This window comes from Stenotrophomonas sp. 112478_Sma, assembly GCF_056479905.1.
Genome location: NZ_CM151072.1, coordinates 3639442 through 3655778, shown reverse-complemented (window position 1 = coordinate 3655778; position 16337 = coordinate 3639442). Strand labels below are relative to the sequence as shown.

Here is a 16337-nt window from a genome sequence, read left to right as displayed (position 1 = left end):
GCCTTCCTTGGTTGAAGTGGAACCGGGCATGGCCCGGCTCCACAGCCTTCCGGTTACTTCTGCAGCGTCACTTCGTCCAGCACCCACATCGCCGGGCGGGTATCACCGGTGAAGTTGATGCACAGGTCGTCGGTGCCATGCGTGCCCTTCGGCAGCGTCGCATGCAGGCTTACGAAGCCATCGGCATCGGGCGTGGCCGGCAGCGGGACTTCGGCCAGCACCTTGCCCGTGCAGCTGCCCCGGCGGATCAGCATCTCGCCGTGCGCGCGCCTGGCCTTCTCGAAGCGACGGTTCGGCTCGTCATGCGCCAGCTGGAAGTAGTAGGGGATGCGACCGGCGCGCACCTCCACGCTGCCGATGCCGTCCAGCTGCGCCTGTGGCCAGCGCCAGCAGGGCTGGAAGATGTCCACGTTGAAGACCGCGCGTGCGCCCTCGCGCGGGCCATCGTCTTCCAGGCGCAGCACCAGGCCCTTGTTGCCAACGCAGCTGAGCAGTTCGTCGCTGCGGCGGGCGAGCAGCGATTGCGGAGTGAACGCGGCTACGGTGGGCTCTGCGGCCAGCATCCGGCCCTGGTAGAACGCTGCGGCCTGTACCGTGGCGGGCACCTTCGCGGTCAGCGGCTGCTGGTACAGCGGCGACTGCGCGGTCACCGGCTGGCCATCGGTGCTGTAGCGCACCTCGTAGCCCAGCGGGTTGGCCAGCGACACCGTCACCGTGCCTGCGGCGCGATCATCCTGGTACGCCACGCCCACTTCGAACGGCGTCTGTGCATAGGCCAGCCCCCATGCGCGGTAGCGCTGCAGCTGTGACGGCAGGCGTGCCAGGAAGTCGCGGAAGTCACGCTTCCCGGGCGCGCTCCAGCCGGTCTCGGCCACCGCCGCCAGGCGCGGGAACAGGTTGTGCTGCAGCCGCGCATAGCTGCGGGTGTGCTCGGTGAACATGTTCGCCTGCAGGCCGAGGATGTGTCCGCGCTTGTCGGCGGGCAGTTCGTCCGGCACCGGCTCGAAGTTGTAGAGCTTGCCGAGGTTGACCTGCGTGGGGCGGCCCGGCGGTTCATTGGGCGAGGCGGTCTGCAGGTAGTCCAGGTACAGGTAGCCGACCGGCGACATGATCACGTCATGGCCGGCGCTGGCAGCGGCCAGGCCGCCTTCGGTGCCGCGCCAGGACATCACCGTAGCCTGGGGGGGCAGCCCGCCCTCGAGAATTTCGTCCCAGCCGATCAGGCGCCGGTCGTGTTCCTCCAGGAATGTCTCCAGGCGCTTGATGATGTGGCTCTGCATGGCCATCTCATCCTTGATGCCCAGCTCGCGCATGCGCTGCTGAATCTGCGCGGACGCCTCCCACTGGTCCTTTACGGCCTCGTCGCCACCCACGTGCACGTACTTCGCCGGGAACAGTGCGATCACCTCCTCCAGCACGTTCTCGAGGAAGGTCACGGTGCTGTCTTCCACGTTGAAGAGGTTGGGGAACACGCCCCATTCGCTGATCGGCTTCAGCGGCGTGCTGATCGAGCCCAGCTCCGGATAGGCGGCGATCGCGGCCGTGGCATGGCCCGGCACGTCGATTTCCGGAATCACCTGGATGTGCAGCTTGGCTGCATAGGCAATCACTTCACGGATCTGCTCCTGCGTGTAGAAACCGCAATACGGGTACTCCTGTCTGGTCACCGGATCGATGCCGCCATCGCCGGCCGGCAGGCGGCAGCTGCCGACCTCGGTCAGCTTCGGGTAGCGCTTGATCTCCATGCGCCAGCCCTGGTCATCGGTCAGGTGCCAATGGAAGGTGTTGAGCTTGTGCGCGGACATCGCATCAAGCACGCGCTTGATCTCGTCCAAGCTCTGGAAATGCCGTGCCGAGTCGAGCATGAAGCCCCGCCAGGGGAAACGCGGCGCATCCTGGATCTGCACGGCCGGCAGCGCGCCCTGGCTGCCGCCGGTGGCCAGCTGGGCCAGCGTGGTGGCGCCGTAGAACAGGCCGGTCTCGTTGCCGGCCTGCACCAGCACGCCCTGCGCGGTGCTGTCCAGCGTGTAGCTCTCGCCGCTGTCGCGGAAGGTGGGAATGATCTGGAAGCGGATGCCGCCGGCCTTGGCCGCAGCCTTGCCGGTAGCCAGCGCCAGGCGCGGGCCGCCGCTGCGCGCCAGCAGGTCGGCGAATTGGGTGGCGACCCGCTGTGCGGCCTCGCCGTCTGCGTACAGCGCGGTCGTGGCGGACACAGTGATGCCACTGCCCTGGCCGGGCTGCACGCTGGCGGGGGCAGGAATCAGCATCAGGCTGTTGGCGCGCAGCTGCGGGCCAGGAGCTTCAGCGGCGGGCACCGGATCGGCGGCGAAGGCCGGCAGGGCCGGCAGCAGGGCAAACAGGCTGCCCAGCAGCAGTGCGCCGTGCATCCTGGCGTGGAAGGGCTTGACCATCGGAACGACTCCTTGGAACGGTGCGATGAACGCTATACATGAAAAACGCCGGGCCCGGAATGACCCAGGCCCGGCGTGCGTGCACGACTCGGCGATGACGCGGCCGATGGATCAGTACTTGAAGCGGAAGTTGAGGTAGTACTGGCGGCCGTTGCTGTAGAACGACGTCGGAATGGCCGCGGTCTGGTAGTACTTGTAGGTCGGGTTGTTGAGGTTCAGCGCATCCAGGCTGATGCTCAGCCAGTCGGTGGCCTTGTAGCTCAACGAGGCCGACAGCGTGCCGAAATCATCCTGGTAGTACGGGTTGGTGCCCGACAGGCTGATCAGGAACGACGAGCGGTGCGTGTAGCTGACGCGTGCTCCGAAACGCTCGTTCTCGAAGTAGGCCCCCACGTTGTAGGTGTTCTTCGAGGTACCCAGCAGGTTGTGCGAACCGTCGGACCAGGTGTGGGCCGTGGTGCCGTTGGCGTAGGTGTAGTTGGCGTTGATGCCGAAGTACTCGCCGATCGGCTGCTCATAGGCCACTTCCACGCCGGTGACCTTGCCGTCGGCATTGATCGGGGTGGAGATCTGGTAGGTCTCGAGCTGGTTGGTCAGTTCGCTGTACAGCTGGCGCGAGACCACGTCGAAGGCGATGTAGTCCTTCATGTCCATGTGGTACGCACCGACCGACAGCAGGCCGCGCGGCATGAAGTACCACTCCAGGTTGGCGTCGAAGTTCGTGGACAGGGTCGGCTTCAGGTTCGGGTTGCCACCGCCGCCGGTCTTGTTCAGGTCCGAACCCCACGACGAAGCGCCCAGGGCCGAATAATCCGGCAGGGTCTGGGTCTGCGACGCGGCCACGCGCAGCACCAGCCTGTCGTCCAGGTCGAACTTGATGTTGGCGCTGGGCAGGACGCGGTTGCGCTTGTTCTGGAAGGCGGTGCGCTCCCACATGCCGAACAGGCTGCTCACATCGGCATCGGCGGCATTGCTGACCGCGTTGTAGGTGTCGATGTCCTGCTTGATGTTGACGTAGCGCAGGCCGACGTTGCCGCTCCACCAGTCGCCGCTGAAGTTGGCCTGCACGTAGCCGGCGAAGTTCTTCTCCTTCACCTTCCACTCGGCACCGTAGTTGTGGCGGCCGGTGGGGCCATCGTTGCCGGCCAGCCAGGTGGAGTTGTTGATGATCGCGTTCTTCAGTGCATCCGGCGTGTAGTACCAGATGTTGCGCGGGAAGGTGCCGCCGACATCACCGGCGAAGCCGCTGGGATAGTTGGCGGTGGCGCTGCCCTGCAGTGCGGACCAGATGTCACCCGGGGTCGCACCTTCCGGCGAGAGCGCTTCGCGTTCGTGGTCGGCGAAGCGCACGCCGAAGTCCACGGAGTTCAGCACGCCGGTGCCGAAATACTGGCTGAAGTCCAGCGTGGCCCAGTCTTCCTTGTCTTCGGCGCGGACCAGCTGGTTGCCCCACGTGCCGAAACTGGTGACGCCGCTGGGGCTGATGTCGCCGCCGATGTTCCAGTCCACCGGCGAACCGGCGCCGTGCGTTGCCCAGCTGGCACCGCCGCCCTGGCCGAGCGTGACTTCAGCAATGAACTGGCGCGGGGTTTCACCGGTGCCCTTGGTGGTACCGGCCTGGAACTTCATGTCCAGGGTGTCGTTGATCTGCCAGTCGGCGTCGAACGTGACGTAGTTGGTCTTGGCCGTGGCTTCACGGTAGATCATGTCGTAGACACCGTAGTTGGTGCCCGGGACGCCCGCGTAGGTGGCATTGCTCAGCACGCCGTCGGTCACGGTGTAGCCCGGGTTCGGCGCCTGCGACTTGGCGAAGTTGCCGCCCCACAGCATGAAATTGCGGTTGTAGTTGTTGGCTTCCAGCTTGGAGGAGAAGCCGCTAAGCGACAGGTTCAGCGTATCGGTCGGCTTGAACTGGATGGTCACCAGCCCGCCCTTGCGTTCGCGGGTCTGTTCGAACAGGGTCGAACCCAGCAGGCCGGGGACGGCCACGCCGATCAGGTCCGGATTGGTGAGGGCCACCGGATCATCGGCGCCGATCCGGGTGAAACCGCCCGGGATTTCCTGCGCCTCGCGGCGGAGCTCGCGCTTCTGGTAGAAGGCCTGCAGCATCACGCCGAAGTTGTTGGCGTCATTCTTGTAGTTGAACAGCGCCGAGTACTGCGGGTCGGTCGACTTGGCCTGGTCCGAACGGACCGCACCTACCGAGGCTTCCGCACTGAAGGGCTTGGCGAACTCCAGCGGCTTGCGCGTGATGATGTTGACGGTACCGGTGGTGCCGCCATCCTGCAGCTTGGCCTGCGAGGACTTGTTCACTTCCACCGAGCTCACCAGCTCGGAAGGCAGCAGCGAGTAGCTGACGCTGCGGCCGACGTTGTTGCCCTGGCTGAGCACGAACCAGTCGGCCGAGCCGACGGTGTGGCCGTTGATCAGGGTCTGGGTCAGGCTCGGGCTGGTGCCACGCAGGCTGACGCGGTCGGCTTCATCGAAGCCGCCTTCGTCGGCGCTGGACGAACTGATGTTGACGCCGGGCAGGCGCTGCAGGGTGTCGGCCACATTGTGCGCCGGCAGCTTGCCGACGTCTTCGGCGGTCACCACTTCCACGCGCGCGTTGGCTTCGCGCTTGGTATCCAGCGACTTCTCCATCGAGCCACGGATGCCGGTGACGGTCACGGTGTCCAGGTCGGTTGCGGTCGGCGCAGCCTGCTGGGCATGTGCGCTGAAAGCGAGGCAGCTGACGATGGCGGCCGAAAGCAGGGTCTTGCGGGTGTTCATGATGTCTCTCCTCATCACTCGATTGGGTGCCGGCGGCGGTGTTCGGTTGCGGTTGCGTTGACGTGCGCGGGGCGGCGGCGATGTCCCGTGCATTGGCGTGCCACGTACTGCGTGCTGCGATTGCGTTGAAGCCTGTTGCGGTGTCAGGCGGCCGACTGCTGCAGGTACCAGCTGGCAGCACCGACCACGCCCAGCTGGCCGTGCTCGACCACCTTCACCGGGATGCGTGCCAGTGCTTCGCCCATCGGCCCCTTCTGCAGGTAGCGCTCGACGAAGGTGCTGGTGCGCAGGTACTCGCGGATCTGCGGCAGGATGCCGCCGGCCAGATAGACGCCCCCATGGGCGCCGTAGAACAGGGCCATGTCGCCGATGGTGCTGCCGAGCAGGCCGCAGAACACATCCAGCGCCTTGCGTGCGTGCGCATCAGTGCCGGCCATCGCCGCGGCGGTGACCGCGTCCGGACTGGCCAGGGTGGGCTGCTGTCCCTGCAGGGCGCACACCGCGCGGTACAGGTTCATCAGGCCGGGGCCGGAGATTGCGTGCTCGATCGACACGTGAGCGCGCTCGCGCTGCATGTGGCGGACGATGGCCATTTCCAGTTCGGTGCTGGCGGCCAGCGTCGGTTGCCCGGCTTCGGTAGCCAGCACGACCGGGCCATGGGCGGTCGGGATCCACAGTGCCGCACCCAGGCCCGTACCCGGACCGACCACCAGGGTCGGTCCGCGCGGGGCGCTTTCCGGCCCACACAGGTGCAGGACGCCGCTGGCGTCGACCTGTGCCGCGGCATAGGCCACCGCTTCGAAGTCGTTGACGATGTGGACCTGCTGTACGCCGACGTCGGCCTCGATCTGCCGCGCGGACAGCGGCCAGGGCACGTTGGCAGTGATGACCGTCCCGTCTTCGCGCGCATAACCGGCCGTGGCCACCACGCAATGCGCCGGGCGCGGGCCGTCGCCCAGGAAGTCGGACAGGATCGCACTCAGGCCGGCGTGGTCGGCATTGCGATACTTGCGGTACTCCAGCACCTGCACCGGATGGGCGGCATCGCCGCTGGCCTGGACCCGGGCGACACGCACATGGGTGCCGCCGACGTCGGCGGCCAGGAACGAGGGCGCGACGCGGGACAGGACATGGGCCGGGGCGGGATGGCTGGCGGTCACGCGGGCTCCTGCTGAAGAGGGGGCCGGATCCGAGGGTGAGGCCGGCTGTTGGGCGGAGTCTGTAACCCCGCTGACAACGATGTCAACGAGTTCGTGACACTTTCGTTGCTGCGGCGCAACGAATGGGGCGTGCGGTAAACGTTTCCATGGCGTGAACAGCGCCTTCACGCCGGAGCCCTTGCTGCACGGGGCTCAACGGCTCCAGCGCATTCAGCACGCGACCGCACGCGGCGGTTGCGCGATGCAGCATGGCCTGCGCTGCCCCGCGCAGGGAAGTTGACAAACCGCCGTTGTCCATCGAAAGAATGTGACAACGTTGTTCCCAGCCACTCTCCGACGCCGCGTTCTGCGACCGTCGCCGCAGGAGCCCTCCTGATGTCCGCCGTCCCCGCTGCAAGCGCGCGCCCGAACGTGGCCACCTCCATCGCCATCGTCGGCGTCCTGTTCTTCCTGATCGGCTTCTTCACCTGGCTCAACGGCCCGCTGATCACCTTCGTCAAGCTGGCCTTCGAGCTCAGCGAGGTCGGCGCCTTCCTGGTGCTGATGGTGTTCTACCTGTCCTATTTCTTCCTGGCCCTGCCGTCGTCGTGGATCCTGCGCCGCACCGGCATGAAGAAGGGCCTCAGCCTGAGCCTGCTGGTGATGGCCGGCGGCGCGGCACTCTTCGGTGAATTCGCGACGCAGCGCTGGTACCCCGGCGCGCTGGGCGGGCTGTTCGTGATCGGCAGCGGCCTGGCCCTGCTGCAGACGGCGATCAATCCCTACATCTCCATCCTCGGCCCGATCGAGACCGCAGCGCGTCGCATCGCGCTGATGGGCATCTGCAACAAGATCGCCGGCATGCTGGCGCCGGTGCTGATCGGCACCCTCGTGCTGCATGGCATCGGTGACCTGGACAAGCAGGTGCAGGCGGCCGACGCGGTCACCAAGGTGGCCCTGCTCAATGAGTTCGCCGCCAAGATCCATGCACCGTACCTGGCGATGGCCGGCCTGCTGGTGCTGCTGGCCGTCGCCGTACTGTTCTCGCCGCTGCCGGAGATCAAGTCCTCCGAGGCCAACGCCACCCCGATGGCCGCCGGCGCAGCCGAGCGCAGCAGCATCTTCCAGTTCCCGCACCTGTGGCTGGGCGTGCTCTGCCTGTTCGTGTATGTCGGCGTGGAAGTGATGGCCGGTGATGCCATCGGTACCTATGGCCACGGCTTCGACCTGCCGCTGGACCAGACCAAGATGTTCACCTCGTTGACCCTGGCGGCGATGCTGGCTGGCTACGTGGTGGGCCTGCTGCTGATTCCCCGGGTGGTTTCGCAGTCGCGCTACCTGACCGTTTCGGCGGTACTGGGCGTGGTGTTCTGCCTCGGTGCTTGGGCCACCCACGGCTACGTTTCGGTGGCCTTCGTGGCCCTGCTGGGCTTTGCCAACGCAATGATGTGGCCGGCCATCTTCCCGCTGGCGATCCGTGGCCTGGGCCGTTTCACCGAGACCGGCTCGGCGCTGCTGGTGATGGGTATCGCCGGTGGCGCGATCATTCCGCAGTTGTTCGCCGTGCTCAAGCAGCACATCGATTTCCAGCTGGTGTTCGTGCTGCTGATGGTGCCGTGCTACCTGTACATCCTGTTCTACTCGGTCATCGGCCACCGCGCCGGCCTGCCGCAGGAGCGCTGATAGGCGATGATGGACGGCAGCCAACCCCAGGGAAAACCCATGCGCAGAGCGACCATCAAGGACGTCGCGGAGAAGGCCAAGGTCTCTCTGAAGACCGTCTCGCGGGTGATCAACAACGAGCCCTCCGTGATGCAGGCCACCCGTGCGCGGGTGCTGCGGGCGATCGCCGAGCTCGACTACGAGCCCGATCCGTCCGCGCGCAACCTGCGCAGCGGGACCACTTTCGTGATCGGGCTGGTCTACGACAACCCCAACCCGTACCACATCATCGGCGTGCAGAACGGCGTGCTGGCCGCGTGCCGGGAGACCGGCTTCGGCCTGCAGATCCACCCCTGCGACTCGAGCTCGCCCCTGTTGGCCGATGAACTGGCCGACTGGGTACAGCGCTCGCGCCTGGCCGGCCTGGTGCTGACCGCACCGATGTCCGAGCGCCGCGATCTGGTGCAGGCGCTGACCGCACGCGGCATCAAGCTGGTGCGCATCATCGCGGCGACCGAGGACCCGGCGGACGGAGCCTGCGTGTTCGTCGACGACCGCGAAGCGGCCTATGAGATCACCGAGCATCTGATCCAGCTGGGCCATCAGCGCATCGGCTTCCTGTGGGGTGGCAGCTCGCACCGCTCTTCCGGCGAACGTTATGCCGGCTACGAAGCGGCGCTGAAGGACTACGGCATGACCGTGGACAAGCATCTTGTGGTGCAGGGCGACTACACCTTCGACGACGGTTTCCGGGGCGCGCGCCGCCTGCTGGCGCTGCGCGAACCGCCCACCGCCATCTTCGGCTCCAACGATGAAATCGCTGCGGGCGTGCTGGCCGCTGCCAAATCGGCGGGGATGAACGTGCCCTACGACCTGTCCATTGCCGGCTTCGAGGACAGCCCGTTCTCGCGCCAGTCCTGGCCGCCATTGACTACCGCCAAGCAGGCCACCGAGGACATCGCACGCCACGCCGCGCGTCTGCTGATCGCGCAGCTGCGCAGCGATGCCTATGACGACGCGCCGGCACCGCTGCACAACCAGGGCTTCGTGCCGCAGCTGATCGTGCGCGGGTCGACTGCGCCGATGCGTCCCGCCGGCGCCCGCCCACTCCCTTCCGATCCTGCCTGAGCCCGCCATGTCGCTGTCCGACCCCACCTCCACCCTGATGTTCGCCGAAGCCGCTGAAGCGGCCGACGTCGTCGCCCGCCAGTTCTCGCGCAACCACGCCACGATGGAGACGCTGGCTGCCAGCCTGCGCGCCGCGCCACCCCCGTTCGTGGTCACCTGCGCGCGCGGCAGCTCCGATCATGCCGCCACCTATGGCAAGTACCTGCTGGAAACCCAGCTGGGCCTGGTGGTCGCCTCCGCCTCGCCGTCTGTGGGCTCGGTGTATGCCGCGCCGCTGCAGCTGCGCGGTGCACTGTTCATCGTCATCTCGCAGTCGGGCAAGAGTCCGGATCTGCTGCGCAATGCCGAAGCGGCCAAGGCCGCCGGTGCGCGCGTGGTCGCACTGGTCAATGTCGAGGATTCGCCGTTGGCGCAGCTGGCCGACACGGTGATTCCGCTGCATGCGGGCCCGGAGAAGAGTGTGGCCGCGACCAAGAGCTACCTGGCGTCGCTTGCGGCACTGCTGCAGCTGGCCACGTACTGGAAGCAGGACAGTGGCCTGCGCGCTGCGCTGGAGTTGCTGCCTGATGCGTTGCGCGAGGCATGGCAGTGCGATTGGACGGCGCTGGCCGATGGCCTGGTGGACGCCACCAACCTGTTCGTGCTCGGGCGTGGGCTTGGGCTTGGCGCGGCGCAGGAAGCGGCGCTGAAGTTCAAGGAAACCTGCAGTCTGCATGCCGAGGCCTACAGCTCGGCCGAGGTCAAGCATGGCCCGATGGCGCTGGTCGGCCGCGGCTTCCCGGTGCTGGCTTTCGCCCAGCCCGATGAGACCGGCGCGGGCACACGTGCCGTGGTGGAGGAGTTCTCAGCGCGTGGTGCGCAGGTATGGATGGCCGGCGCCGCAGGCAACCTGCCGGTGGCTGCCGCGCCGCATCCGTTGTGCGCTCCGCTGCTCACCGTGCAGAGTTTCTACCGTGCGATCAATGCGCTGGCGCTGCGCCGCGGGTTCAACCCGGACCTGCCGCCGCATCTGAACAAGGTCACGGAGACCGTGTGATGGCAACCGTGCTGCGCAATGCCCGCATCCTGGTCGGGGATGATTTCCGCGATGACCTGGCAGTGCTCATCGAGGACGGGAAGATCAGCGCGCTGCTCCCCGATGCCGCGCCGCAGGTGGGCCAGGCGGCCGAGCAGGTCGATCTCGGCGGCGGCTGGCTGCTGCCGGGTTTCATCGACGTGCAGGTCAATGGCGGTGGCGGCGCGCTGTTCAACAACACGCCGGACGTGGCGGCCCTGCGCACCATCGCGCAGGCGCACCGCCGTTTCGGCACCACCGCGATGCTGCCGACGCTGATCAGTGATGACGTGGCGGTGATGCGCGAGGCGATCGCCGCCTTGCGCGAAGCCATCGCTCAAGGCGTACCCGGTGTCATCGGCATCCATCTGGAAGGGCCGTACATCGCCCCGGCACGGAAGGGCACCCACGACGCCAGCAAGTTCCGCGTGCCCGATGCGGAGGAGATCGCGCTGGCCGCCTCGCTGGACAATGGCGTGACCCTGCTCACCCTTGCGCCGGAACGGGTACCGCTGGAGTCGATCCGCGCGCTGGTGGAGCGCGGGGTGATCGTCGCGGCTGGACATACCGCTGGAACGTACGAAGAGATCCGCGCCGGCCTGGATGCCGGTGTGCGCGGCTTCACCCATCTGTACAACGCGATGTCGCCGCTGCAGGGCCGGGAGCCGGGTGCGGTGGGTGCCGCGCTGGAAGATCGCGACAGCTGGATCGGCATCATCGTCGACGGCGTGCACGTGCATCCGGCCAGCCTGCGGGTAGCGCTGGCGGCCAAGCCACGCGGTCGCCTGCTGCTGGTGACCGATGCGATGCCGCCGGTCGGCGCCGATGATCCCACCTATGTGCTGTATGGCGAGACCATCACTGCCGTCGATGGGGTGGTGCGCAACGCAGCTGGCGCGCTGGCCGGCTCGGCACTGGACATGGCCACGGCCGTGCGCAACACCGTGCAGATGCTCGGCCAGCCGCTTGCCGAAGCGGCGCGCATGGCCTCGACCTATCCGGCGCAGTTCCTCAATGTGGACGACCGGCTGGGCCACATCGCCGAGGGTTACCAGGCCGACCTGGTGCTGCTGGACGATGCCCTGCAGGTGCGGGGCACCTGGATTGCCGGACAGTACGAGGCCGCCTGATGAGTGCTGCGCCGTCAGCGCGCCTGGGCTCGATCGATGCCCTGCGCGGCATCACCGTGGCGGCGATGCTGCTGGTCAACAACCCGGGCGACTGGAGTGCGGTGTTCGCACCGCTGCGTCATTCGGACTGGCATGGCTGCACGCCCACCGATCTGGTGTTCCCGTTCTTCCTGTTCCTGGTCGGCGTGTCGATGGCCTTCAGCGTGGCACCGCGCGCGCTCGATGCGTCGGTGCGACCCACACTGGCGCGTGGCGTGCTGGAGCGCGCGCTGCGCATCCTGGTAGCCGGCGCGTTGTTGCATCTGCTGATCTGGTGGGCGCTGGATACGCATCACTTCCGCATCTGGGGCGTGCTGCAACGCATCGCGGTGTGTGCGGCGCTGGTTGGCCTGCTGGCGGTGTATGCGCGGCTGCACGTGCAGGTCGGAGTGCTTGTCGGGCTGCTGGTGGGCTATACAGTGCTGCTGCTCGGCCTCGGTGATCTGTCGCCATGGACCAACCCGGCCAGCCGTCTGGATACCGCTCTGTTCGCCCCGTGGATCTACCAGTGGCACGCCGATACCGGGCTTGGGCATGACCCGGAAGGGCTGCTGAGCACGCTGGGCGCGCTGGCCAGCACCACCCTGGGCCTGCTGGCCGGCGCACTGCTGCGCAGAGGTCGCGCTGTGGCGCTGGCAGGATTGGGCGCCGCAACGGCAGTGCTGGGCCTGCTGCTTGCCATTGTGCTGCCGTTGAACAAGCAGCTGTGGACGCCCAGCTACGTGCTGTGGACCGGAGGTCTTGCGGCGCTGGCCCTGTGGCTGGCGCATGTGCTGATCGACCAGAAGGGCTGGCCCGCGTGGGGCCGTCGTTTTGGGGTCAACGCGATCACCGCGTACCTGGGGGCCTCAGTGATGTCGGTGGCATTGTTGGCAACCGGCGCCTGGGGCTGGGTCTGGCAGCAGCTGGCGGCGGCGATGCCGGGTGCGCTGGAGCTGGCGTCGATGCTGCAGGCCCTGGCCTTCGTCACCCTGTGGTGGGGCGTCGCGTGGTGGCTGGACCGGCGCAGGATCTATCTCAAGATCTGACAGCGCCGGGGTATGGACGCACCTGCGGTGGAGCAGGGCCAGCTCGGCTCATTGCTGGCCGGGGACTGCCGCTGCGGGCTCCACCAGCGCCCCCGCGTGATCGGCCAGCACCTGTACCGCGTGCAGCAGCCCTTCTTCCACCTGCGGCGGGCAGTGCGCTCGGGCATCGTCCATCTCCCGCGCCGCCTGCGCGGCCAGCAGCAGTCCTGCGCAGGAAGACACTGCGGCCAGGCAGCGCGTAGCGCCGGCCAGATCACGCGCCCTCGCTTCCGTGATCCGCGTTTCGGGCCAAGGTTGGCCGTTGGCACCGTCGCCGCGCGCGATGCTGCGTAACCGGGCGAAGAATGCAGGCTGCGGCACGTTCTCGTGGGCTGCGGCCAGCGCATCTTCCAGGATGTCGGCGGCAGCGGCGGGCAGCCGCAGCCCAGGCAGGGCGTCGCCCAGCAGCGCGTGCAGGCGGGGATGGGTGGGATGGGGCAGGGTCATGGCAGCAACCTCTCAGGCAAGTCCACCTGCAGGACGCAAGGTGGCGGGCGGTGCGGGTTGGCGTGCCGGTGAAGCTTTTCAACGGAGAAAAAGCCGGCGGATCCGGAGATCCCCACGCACCGCCCGCCGCAGAACGACGGAGGGTGCACTATTCGGGCCCGCGATGTTGTCGCAAGCCCGCCGCTGAAAAGCTTCATTCGGGACGCCAATCCCGGCCAGCACGGGGGCGCTGGCAGATGCCACCGTCGCGCGGTCTACAGCGCGATGACATGGGCAAAGTTGCAATGTGTGTGTTCGTATCGGCTGCCTTCCTCGCGCCCGGAGCGCTGTGTCGGCATCGCGCAATGCCTGCGCTGCCAGCCAGTCCAGATGCGACAACCTGCGCGATGGCCGTGCCGATCATCAACCCGCTATGCTGGGCGCCTGACTCAACGGCAAGGAACGTCGTATGCAGATCTGCAACGGAGTGCGGCGCGCGGGTGCGACGGTGGTCGTGCTTTGGGCTGCGCAGACGATGGCCGCAACGGCCTCGGCATCCGCGGTTGAACTGCCCTCACCGGAGGCGCAGGTGCAGATGCTGCAGCTGCTGGAGGCGCGCGCGCTGTATCGCGACCGTGTCGATTGGGCCGGTGTACGCGCGACGCTGGCCGCCGCAACCGATGATGCTGGCCGGCGCCAATTGCTGGATGACGCCGCTACCCGCAGCACGGGCGGCCATGGCCGCTGGATTCCGCCCAGCCTGCAACGCCAGCGTTCCGGGCGTGCGCAACGCTTGAAGGCCGGCCAGGATGCGGCGTCGCCAATGCCGTGGCAGGCCGATGCGCGCGTCGGTGTACTGCAGGTGAGCCCGTTCCTGGACGATCCTCAGGCGGGCGAGCAAGCACGGTATGACGCTCGCAGAACCTACGCGCTGGCGCTGCAGCACCGCATCGTGACCCTGGATGACGGCACGCGGTGCGGCTGGGTGGTGGATCTGTCCGGCAATGGCGGCGGCAACATGTGGCCCATGCTGCTGGGCCTGCTGCCGTTGTTGCAGGGCACCCCGGATAAGGAAGGGGCCGTGATCGGCGGCTTCCGCAGCGCCGAAGGGCAACGGCCGTGGCGACAACGCGACGGAGAGGTCCTGGATGGCGCGAATTCGCGGCTTCGCTCGCGCCAGGCGGCCTATGTGCTGCGCGGCGGTTCCGCACCGGTTGCGGTGGTGTTCGGCCCCCGTACCGCCAGTTCGGGCGAGGCCGTGGCGCTGGCCTTCCGCGGCCAGCCCGGCAGCCGCAGTTTCGGCCAGCCCAGTGCAGGCTATTCCACCGGCAATCAACCCGTGCCCCTGGTGGATGGCAGCATGCTGCTGCTGACCGTCAATATCATGACCGACCGCCAGGGGCAGGGTGACGGTCGCCAGCTGCAGCCGGATCAGCCCACCGCCCCCGGAGCGTCCGGTCTGCAGGCCGCGCAGGACTGGCTGCTGGCCCAGCCCGCCTGCTCGGGGCGTTGATCTGCACGCAGGAAGGTGAGCCGTGGGAGGCGCCGCTGACACCGGTTCATCGCTCGAGGGCCCGGCCTGTTAAAGTCTCTCCTGCAATCACGTAGCGGAAGCGACCATGGACCACGACACCCCGTTCGAACCCCTCAACGACCTCGAGGTGCGCCTGCTGCAGGCCCAGGATGGCACGCTGACCGCGTCGCAGTTCCTCGATGGGCTGCTGACCTCGACGGCGTTCGTGCTGCTGGACAAGGCCATCGGCGAAGACGGCGCATGGGATGAGAGCATCTCGCCCCTGGTGCTGACCAGCGAGAGTGGCGAGCCGATGTTCGCGGTGTTCACCGCCCCCGAGCGTGCCGGCCTGTGGCACGAACAGCTGCCGCAGTTCGCGCATGCCATGCCGATCGCGGTGCATGCGCTGCTGGCCGGAATCGGCGACGGTGTCGGCCTGGTGCTGAACCCCGGCCTGGACGTGGGCATGGAGATGATTCCCGATGCCGTGGCGCAGTTGAAGCAGCGCGCTGCTGCGATCACGCGGGGCATGGCGCACTGACCACACCGATGCCGGTGGTAGATCCGGATGCGCTCACATGTGGTGTCGCATAAGGACCGGGTTTGCCGCTGAGAAGTGATTCGACGATCACTTTGAGGTTTTCATCGACAGAGAATTGGCATTGCTGTGCGTGAGTCTCGGCGTGGGGTCTTCCAGCCAAACGCCTGGCATGGACCAGCTTCAAGGCACCTCAGCCCCCACTCCAGCGTCAGCGTGCCGCCGCAATCGCCTTCACCCGCGCCCTGGCCAATGCTTCACCAATCGCCGGGCCTTTCAAGTGCGTCGTATCCAGATCCCGTGCCTGTACCGATAGCGCCGCCTGATGCAGGCGCTTGAGCGTTTCGCCCTGCGGGTAGTCACTGTCCTCGAATCCCAGCCGTCCGCGCTTGTCGGCCTCGCAGCACACTGCGATGCGCGCGATGCGTTCGGGCCGGCGCAGCGCGTCGCAGCGACCGAGCAGTTCCAGCACGGTGGCATCGCGGAGCTCGTCGATGCGGTGCACGTTCAAGTGCTCGCGGCAGACCGCTTCTGCCAGCTGCTGGTGTTCGACGGGGACCTTCAAGCGGGCGCACAGCGCCTTCAATGGCGTGATGCCGCGCTGCTCGTGCATGATGTGGCGCGGCCATTCCTCTGGCGGGGTGAGGCCCTTGCCGAGATCGTGGGTGAGCGCGGCGAAGCCGACCAGGTCATCGCCCGGGGCCAGTGCCGCTGCCATGTCGCTGACCATCTCCTGGTGCAGGCCGGTGTCGATTTCCGGGTGGAACTCGGCACGCTGCGGAACGCCATACAGCGCTTCCAGCTCGGGCAGGACCGGGCCCAGTGCGTGCGCCTCGTGCAGGGTGCGCAGGAACGCCGAAGGCCGTTCGCTTGCCAGCGCCCTTCGTAGTTCCTGCCAGACGCGCTCTGGTACCAGCGCGTCGAGCTCACTGCTGGCAGCGACCTCGCGCATCAGCGCCATGGTTTCGGGGGCAACGGTGAACCCCAGCGGGGCAAAGCGGGCCATGAAGCGGGCCGCGCGCAGCACGCGCAATGGATCTTCAACGAAGGCAGGACCGACGTGGCGCAGCACGCGCTGCTCGATGTCACGCACGCCGCCGTAAGGATCGACCAGCGCACCGCTGTCTTCGTCGCAGGCAATGGCATTGATGGTGAAGTCGCGGCGCTGCAGGTCCTCTTCCAGCGTGACCGCCGGATCGGCATCGACCACGAAACCGCGATAACCGCGGCCAGATTTGCGCTCGGTGCGGGCCAGAGCGTATTCCTCACCGGTCTGCGGATGCAGGAACACCGGGAAGTCCCGCCCCACGGCGCTGAAGCCCTGCGCTTCCATCTGCGCGGGCGTGGCACCGACCACCACCCAGTCGCGGTCGCCGGCGGGACGCTGCAGCAGGCGGTCGCGCACGGCGCCGCCGACAAGATAGATCTTCATGGCGGGGATGATGGCATGCCCGGCGC

The 16337-nt window shown here is 67.4% G+C and carries 12 protein-coding genes; 7 read left to right on the top strand and 5 right to left on the bottom strand.

What is annotated here, in order from left to right:
- Positions 1 to 53: 53 nt before the first annotated feature.
- The 3 genes from ACZK08_RS16585 to ACZK08_RS16575 form a co-directional block, all read right to left on the bottom strand.
- Positions 54 to 2411, bottom strand: a complete 2358-nt coding sequence (locus ACZK08_RS16585; protein WP_478452284.1) for a beta-N-acetylhexosaminidase — start codon at positions 2409 to 2411, stop codon at positions 54 to 56.
- 111 nt (positions 2412 to 2522) lie between these two features.
- Positions 2523 to 5183 (bottom strand): TonB-dependent receptor, encoded by a 2661-nt coding sequence (locus tag ACZK08_RS16580; RefSeq protein WP_053519286.1) that lies wholly within the window; start codon positions 5181 to 5183, stop codon positions 2523 to 2525.
- 143 nt (positions 5184 to 5326) lie between these two features.
- Positions 5327 to 6343 (bottom strand): glucokinase family protein, encoded by a 1017-nt coding sequence (locus ACZK08_RS16575; protein ID WP_053519284.1) that lies wholly within the window; start codon positions 6341 to 6343, stop codon positions 5327 to 5329.
- Positions 6344 to 6718: 375 nt separating this feature from the next.
- Between ACZK08_RS16575 and ACZK08_RS16570 the strand changes: the two genes are divergently transcribed.
- Genes ACZK08_RS16570 through ACZK08_RS16550 form a run of 5 tightly spaced genes read left to right on the top strand, consistent with a single transcriptional unit; the run spans position 6719 to position 12363 of the window.
- Positions 6719 to 8005, top strand: a complete 1287-nt coding sequence (locus tag ACZK08_RS16570; protein ID WP_065181756.1) for a sugar MFS transporter — start codon at positions 6719 to 6721, stop codon at positions 8003 to 8005.
- Positions 8006 to 8044: 39 nt separating this feature from the next.
- Positions 8045 to 9112, top strand: a complete 1068-nt coding sequence (locus ACZK08_RS16565) for a LacI family DNA-binding transcriptional regulator (protein ID WP_065181755.1) — start codon at positions 8045 to 8047, stop codon at positions 9110 to 9112.
- Between the two features lie 7 nt (positions 9113 to 9119).
- Positions 9120 to 10148 carry an SIS domain-containing protein gene (locus tag ACZK08_RS16560; protein WP_053519280.1) on the top strand — a complete coding sequence of 343 codons (1029 nt, stop codon included), beginning with the start codon at positions 9120 to 9122 and terminating at the stop codon, positions 10146 to 10148.
- Entirely contained in the window at positions 10148 to 11296 is a 1149-nt protein-coding gene (gene nagA, locus ACZK08_RS16555; RefSeq protein WP_065181754.1) for an N-acetylglucosamine-6-phosphate deacetylase, read from the top strand. Before ACZK08_RS16560 ends, nagA begins: the two co-directional genes overlap by 1 nt.
- A complete protein-coding gene (locus ACZK08_RS16550; protein ID WP_065181753.1) occupies positions 11296 to 12363 on the top strand; it encodes an acyltransferase family protein in 1068 nt (355 codons plus the stop codon). Before nagA ends, ACZK08_RS16550 begins: the two co-directional genes overlap by 1 nt.
- 48 nt (positions 12364 to 12411) lie before the next feature.
- On the opposite strand, the gene ACZK08_RS16545 is transcribed toward ACZK08_RS16550, so the two are convergent.
- Positions 12412 to 12849 carry a hypothetical protein gene (locus tag ACZK08_RS16545; protein ID WP_065181752.1) on the bottom strand — a complete coding sequence of 146 codons (438 nt, stop codon included), beginning with the start codon at positions 12847 to 12849 and terminating at the stop codon, positions 12412 to 12414.
- A gap of 448 nt (positions 12850 to 13297) precedes the next feature.
- Between ACZK08_RS16545 and ACZK08_RS16540 the strand changes: the two genes are divergently transcribed.
- Together ACZK08_RS16540 and ACZK08_RS16535 are read left to right on the top strand one after the other, a co-directional pair.
- The gene (locus tag ACZK08_RS16540; protein ID WP_065181751.1) at positions 13298 to 14341 is read left to right on the top strand and encodes a S41 family peptidase; all 1044 of its coding nucleotides are present in this window, start codon (positions 13298 to 13300) and stop codon (positions 14339 to 14341) included.
- A gap of 106 nt (positions 14342 to 14447) precedes the next feature.
- Entirely contained in the window at positions 14448 to 14882 is a 435-nt protein-coding gene (locus ACZK08_RS16535; RefSeq protein WP_005411035.1) for an SseB family protein, read from the top strand.
- A gap of 208 nt (positions 14883 to 15090) precedes the next feature.
- On the opposite strand, the gene ACZK08_RS16530 is transcribed toward ACZK08_RS16535, so the two are convergent.
- A complete protein-coding gene (locus ACZK08_RS16530; protein ID WP_065181750.1) occupies positions 15091 to 16311 on the bottom strand; it encodes a multifunctional CCA addition/repair protein in 1221 nt (406 codons plus the stop codon).
- Positions 16312 to 16337: the final 26 nt, after the last annotated feature.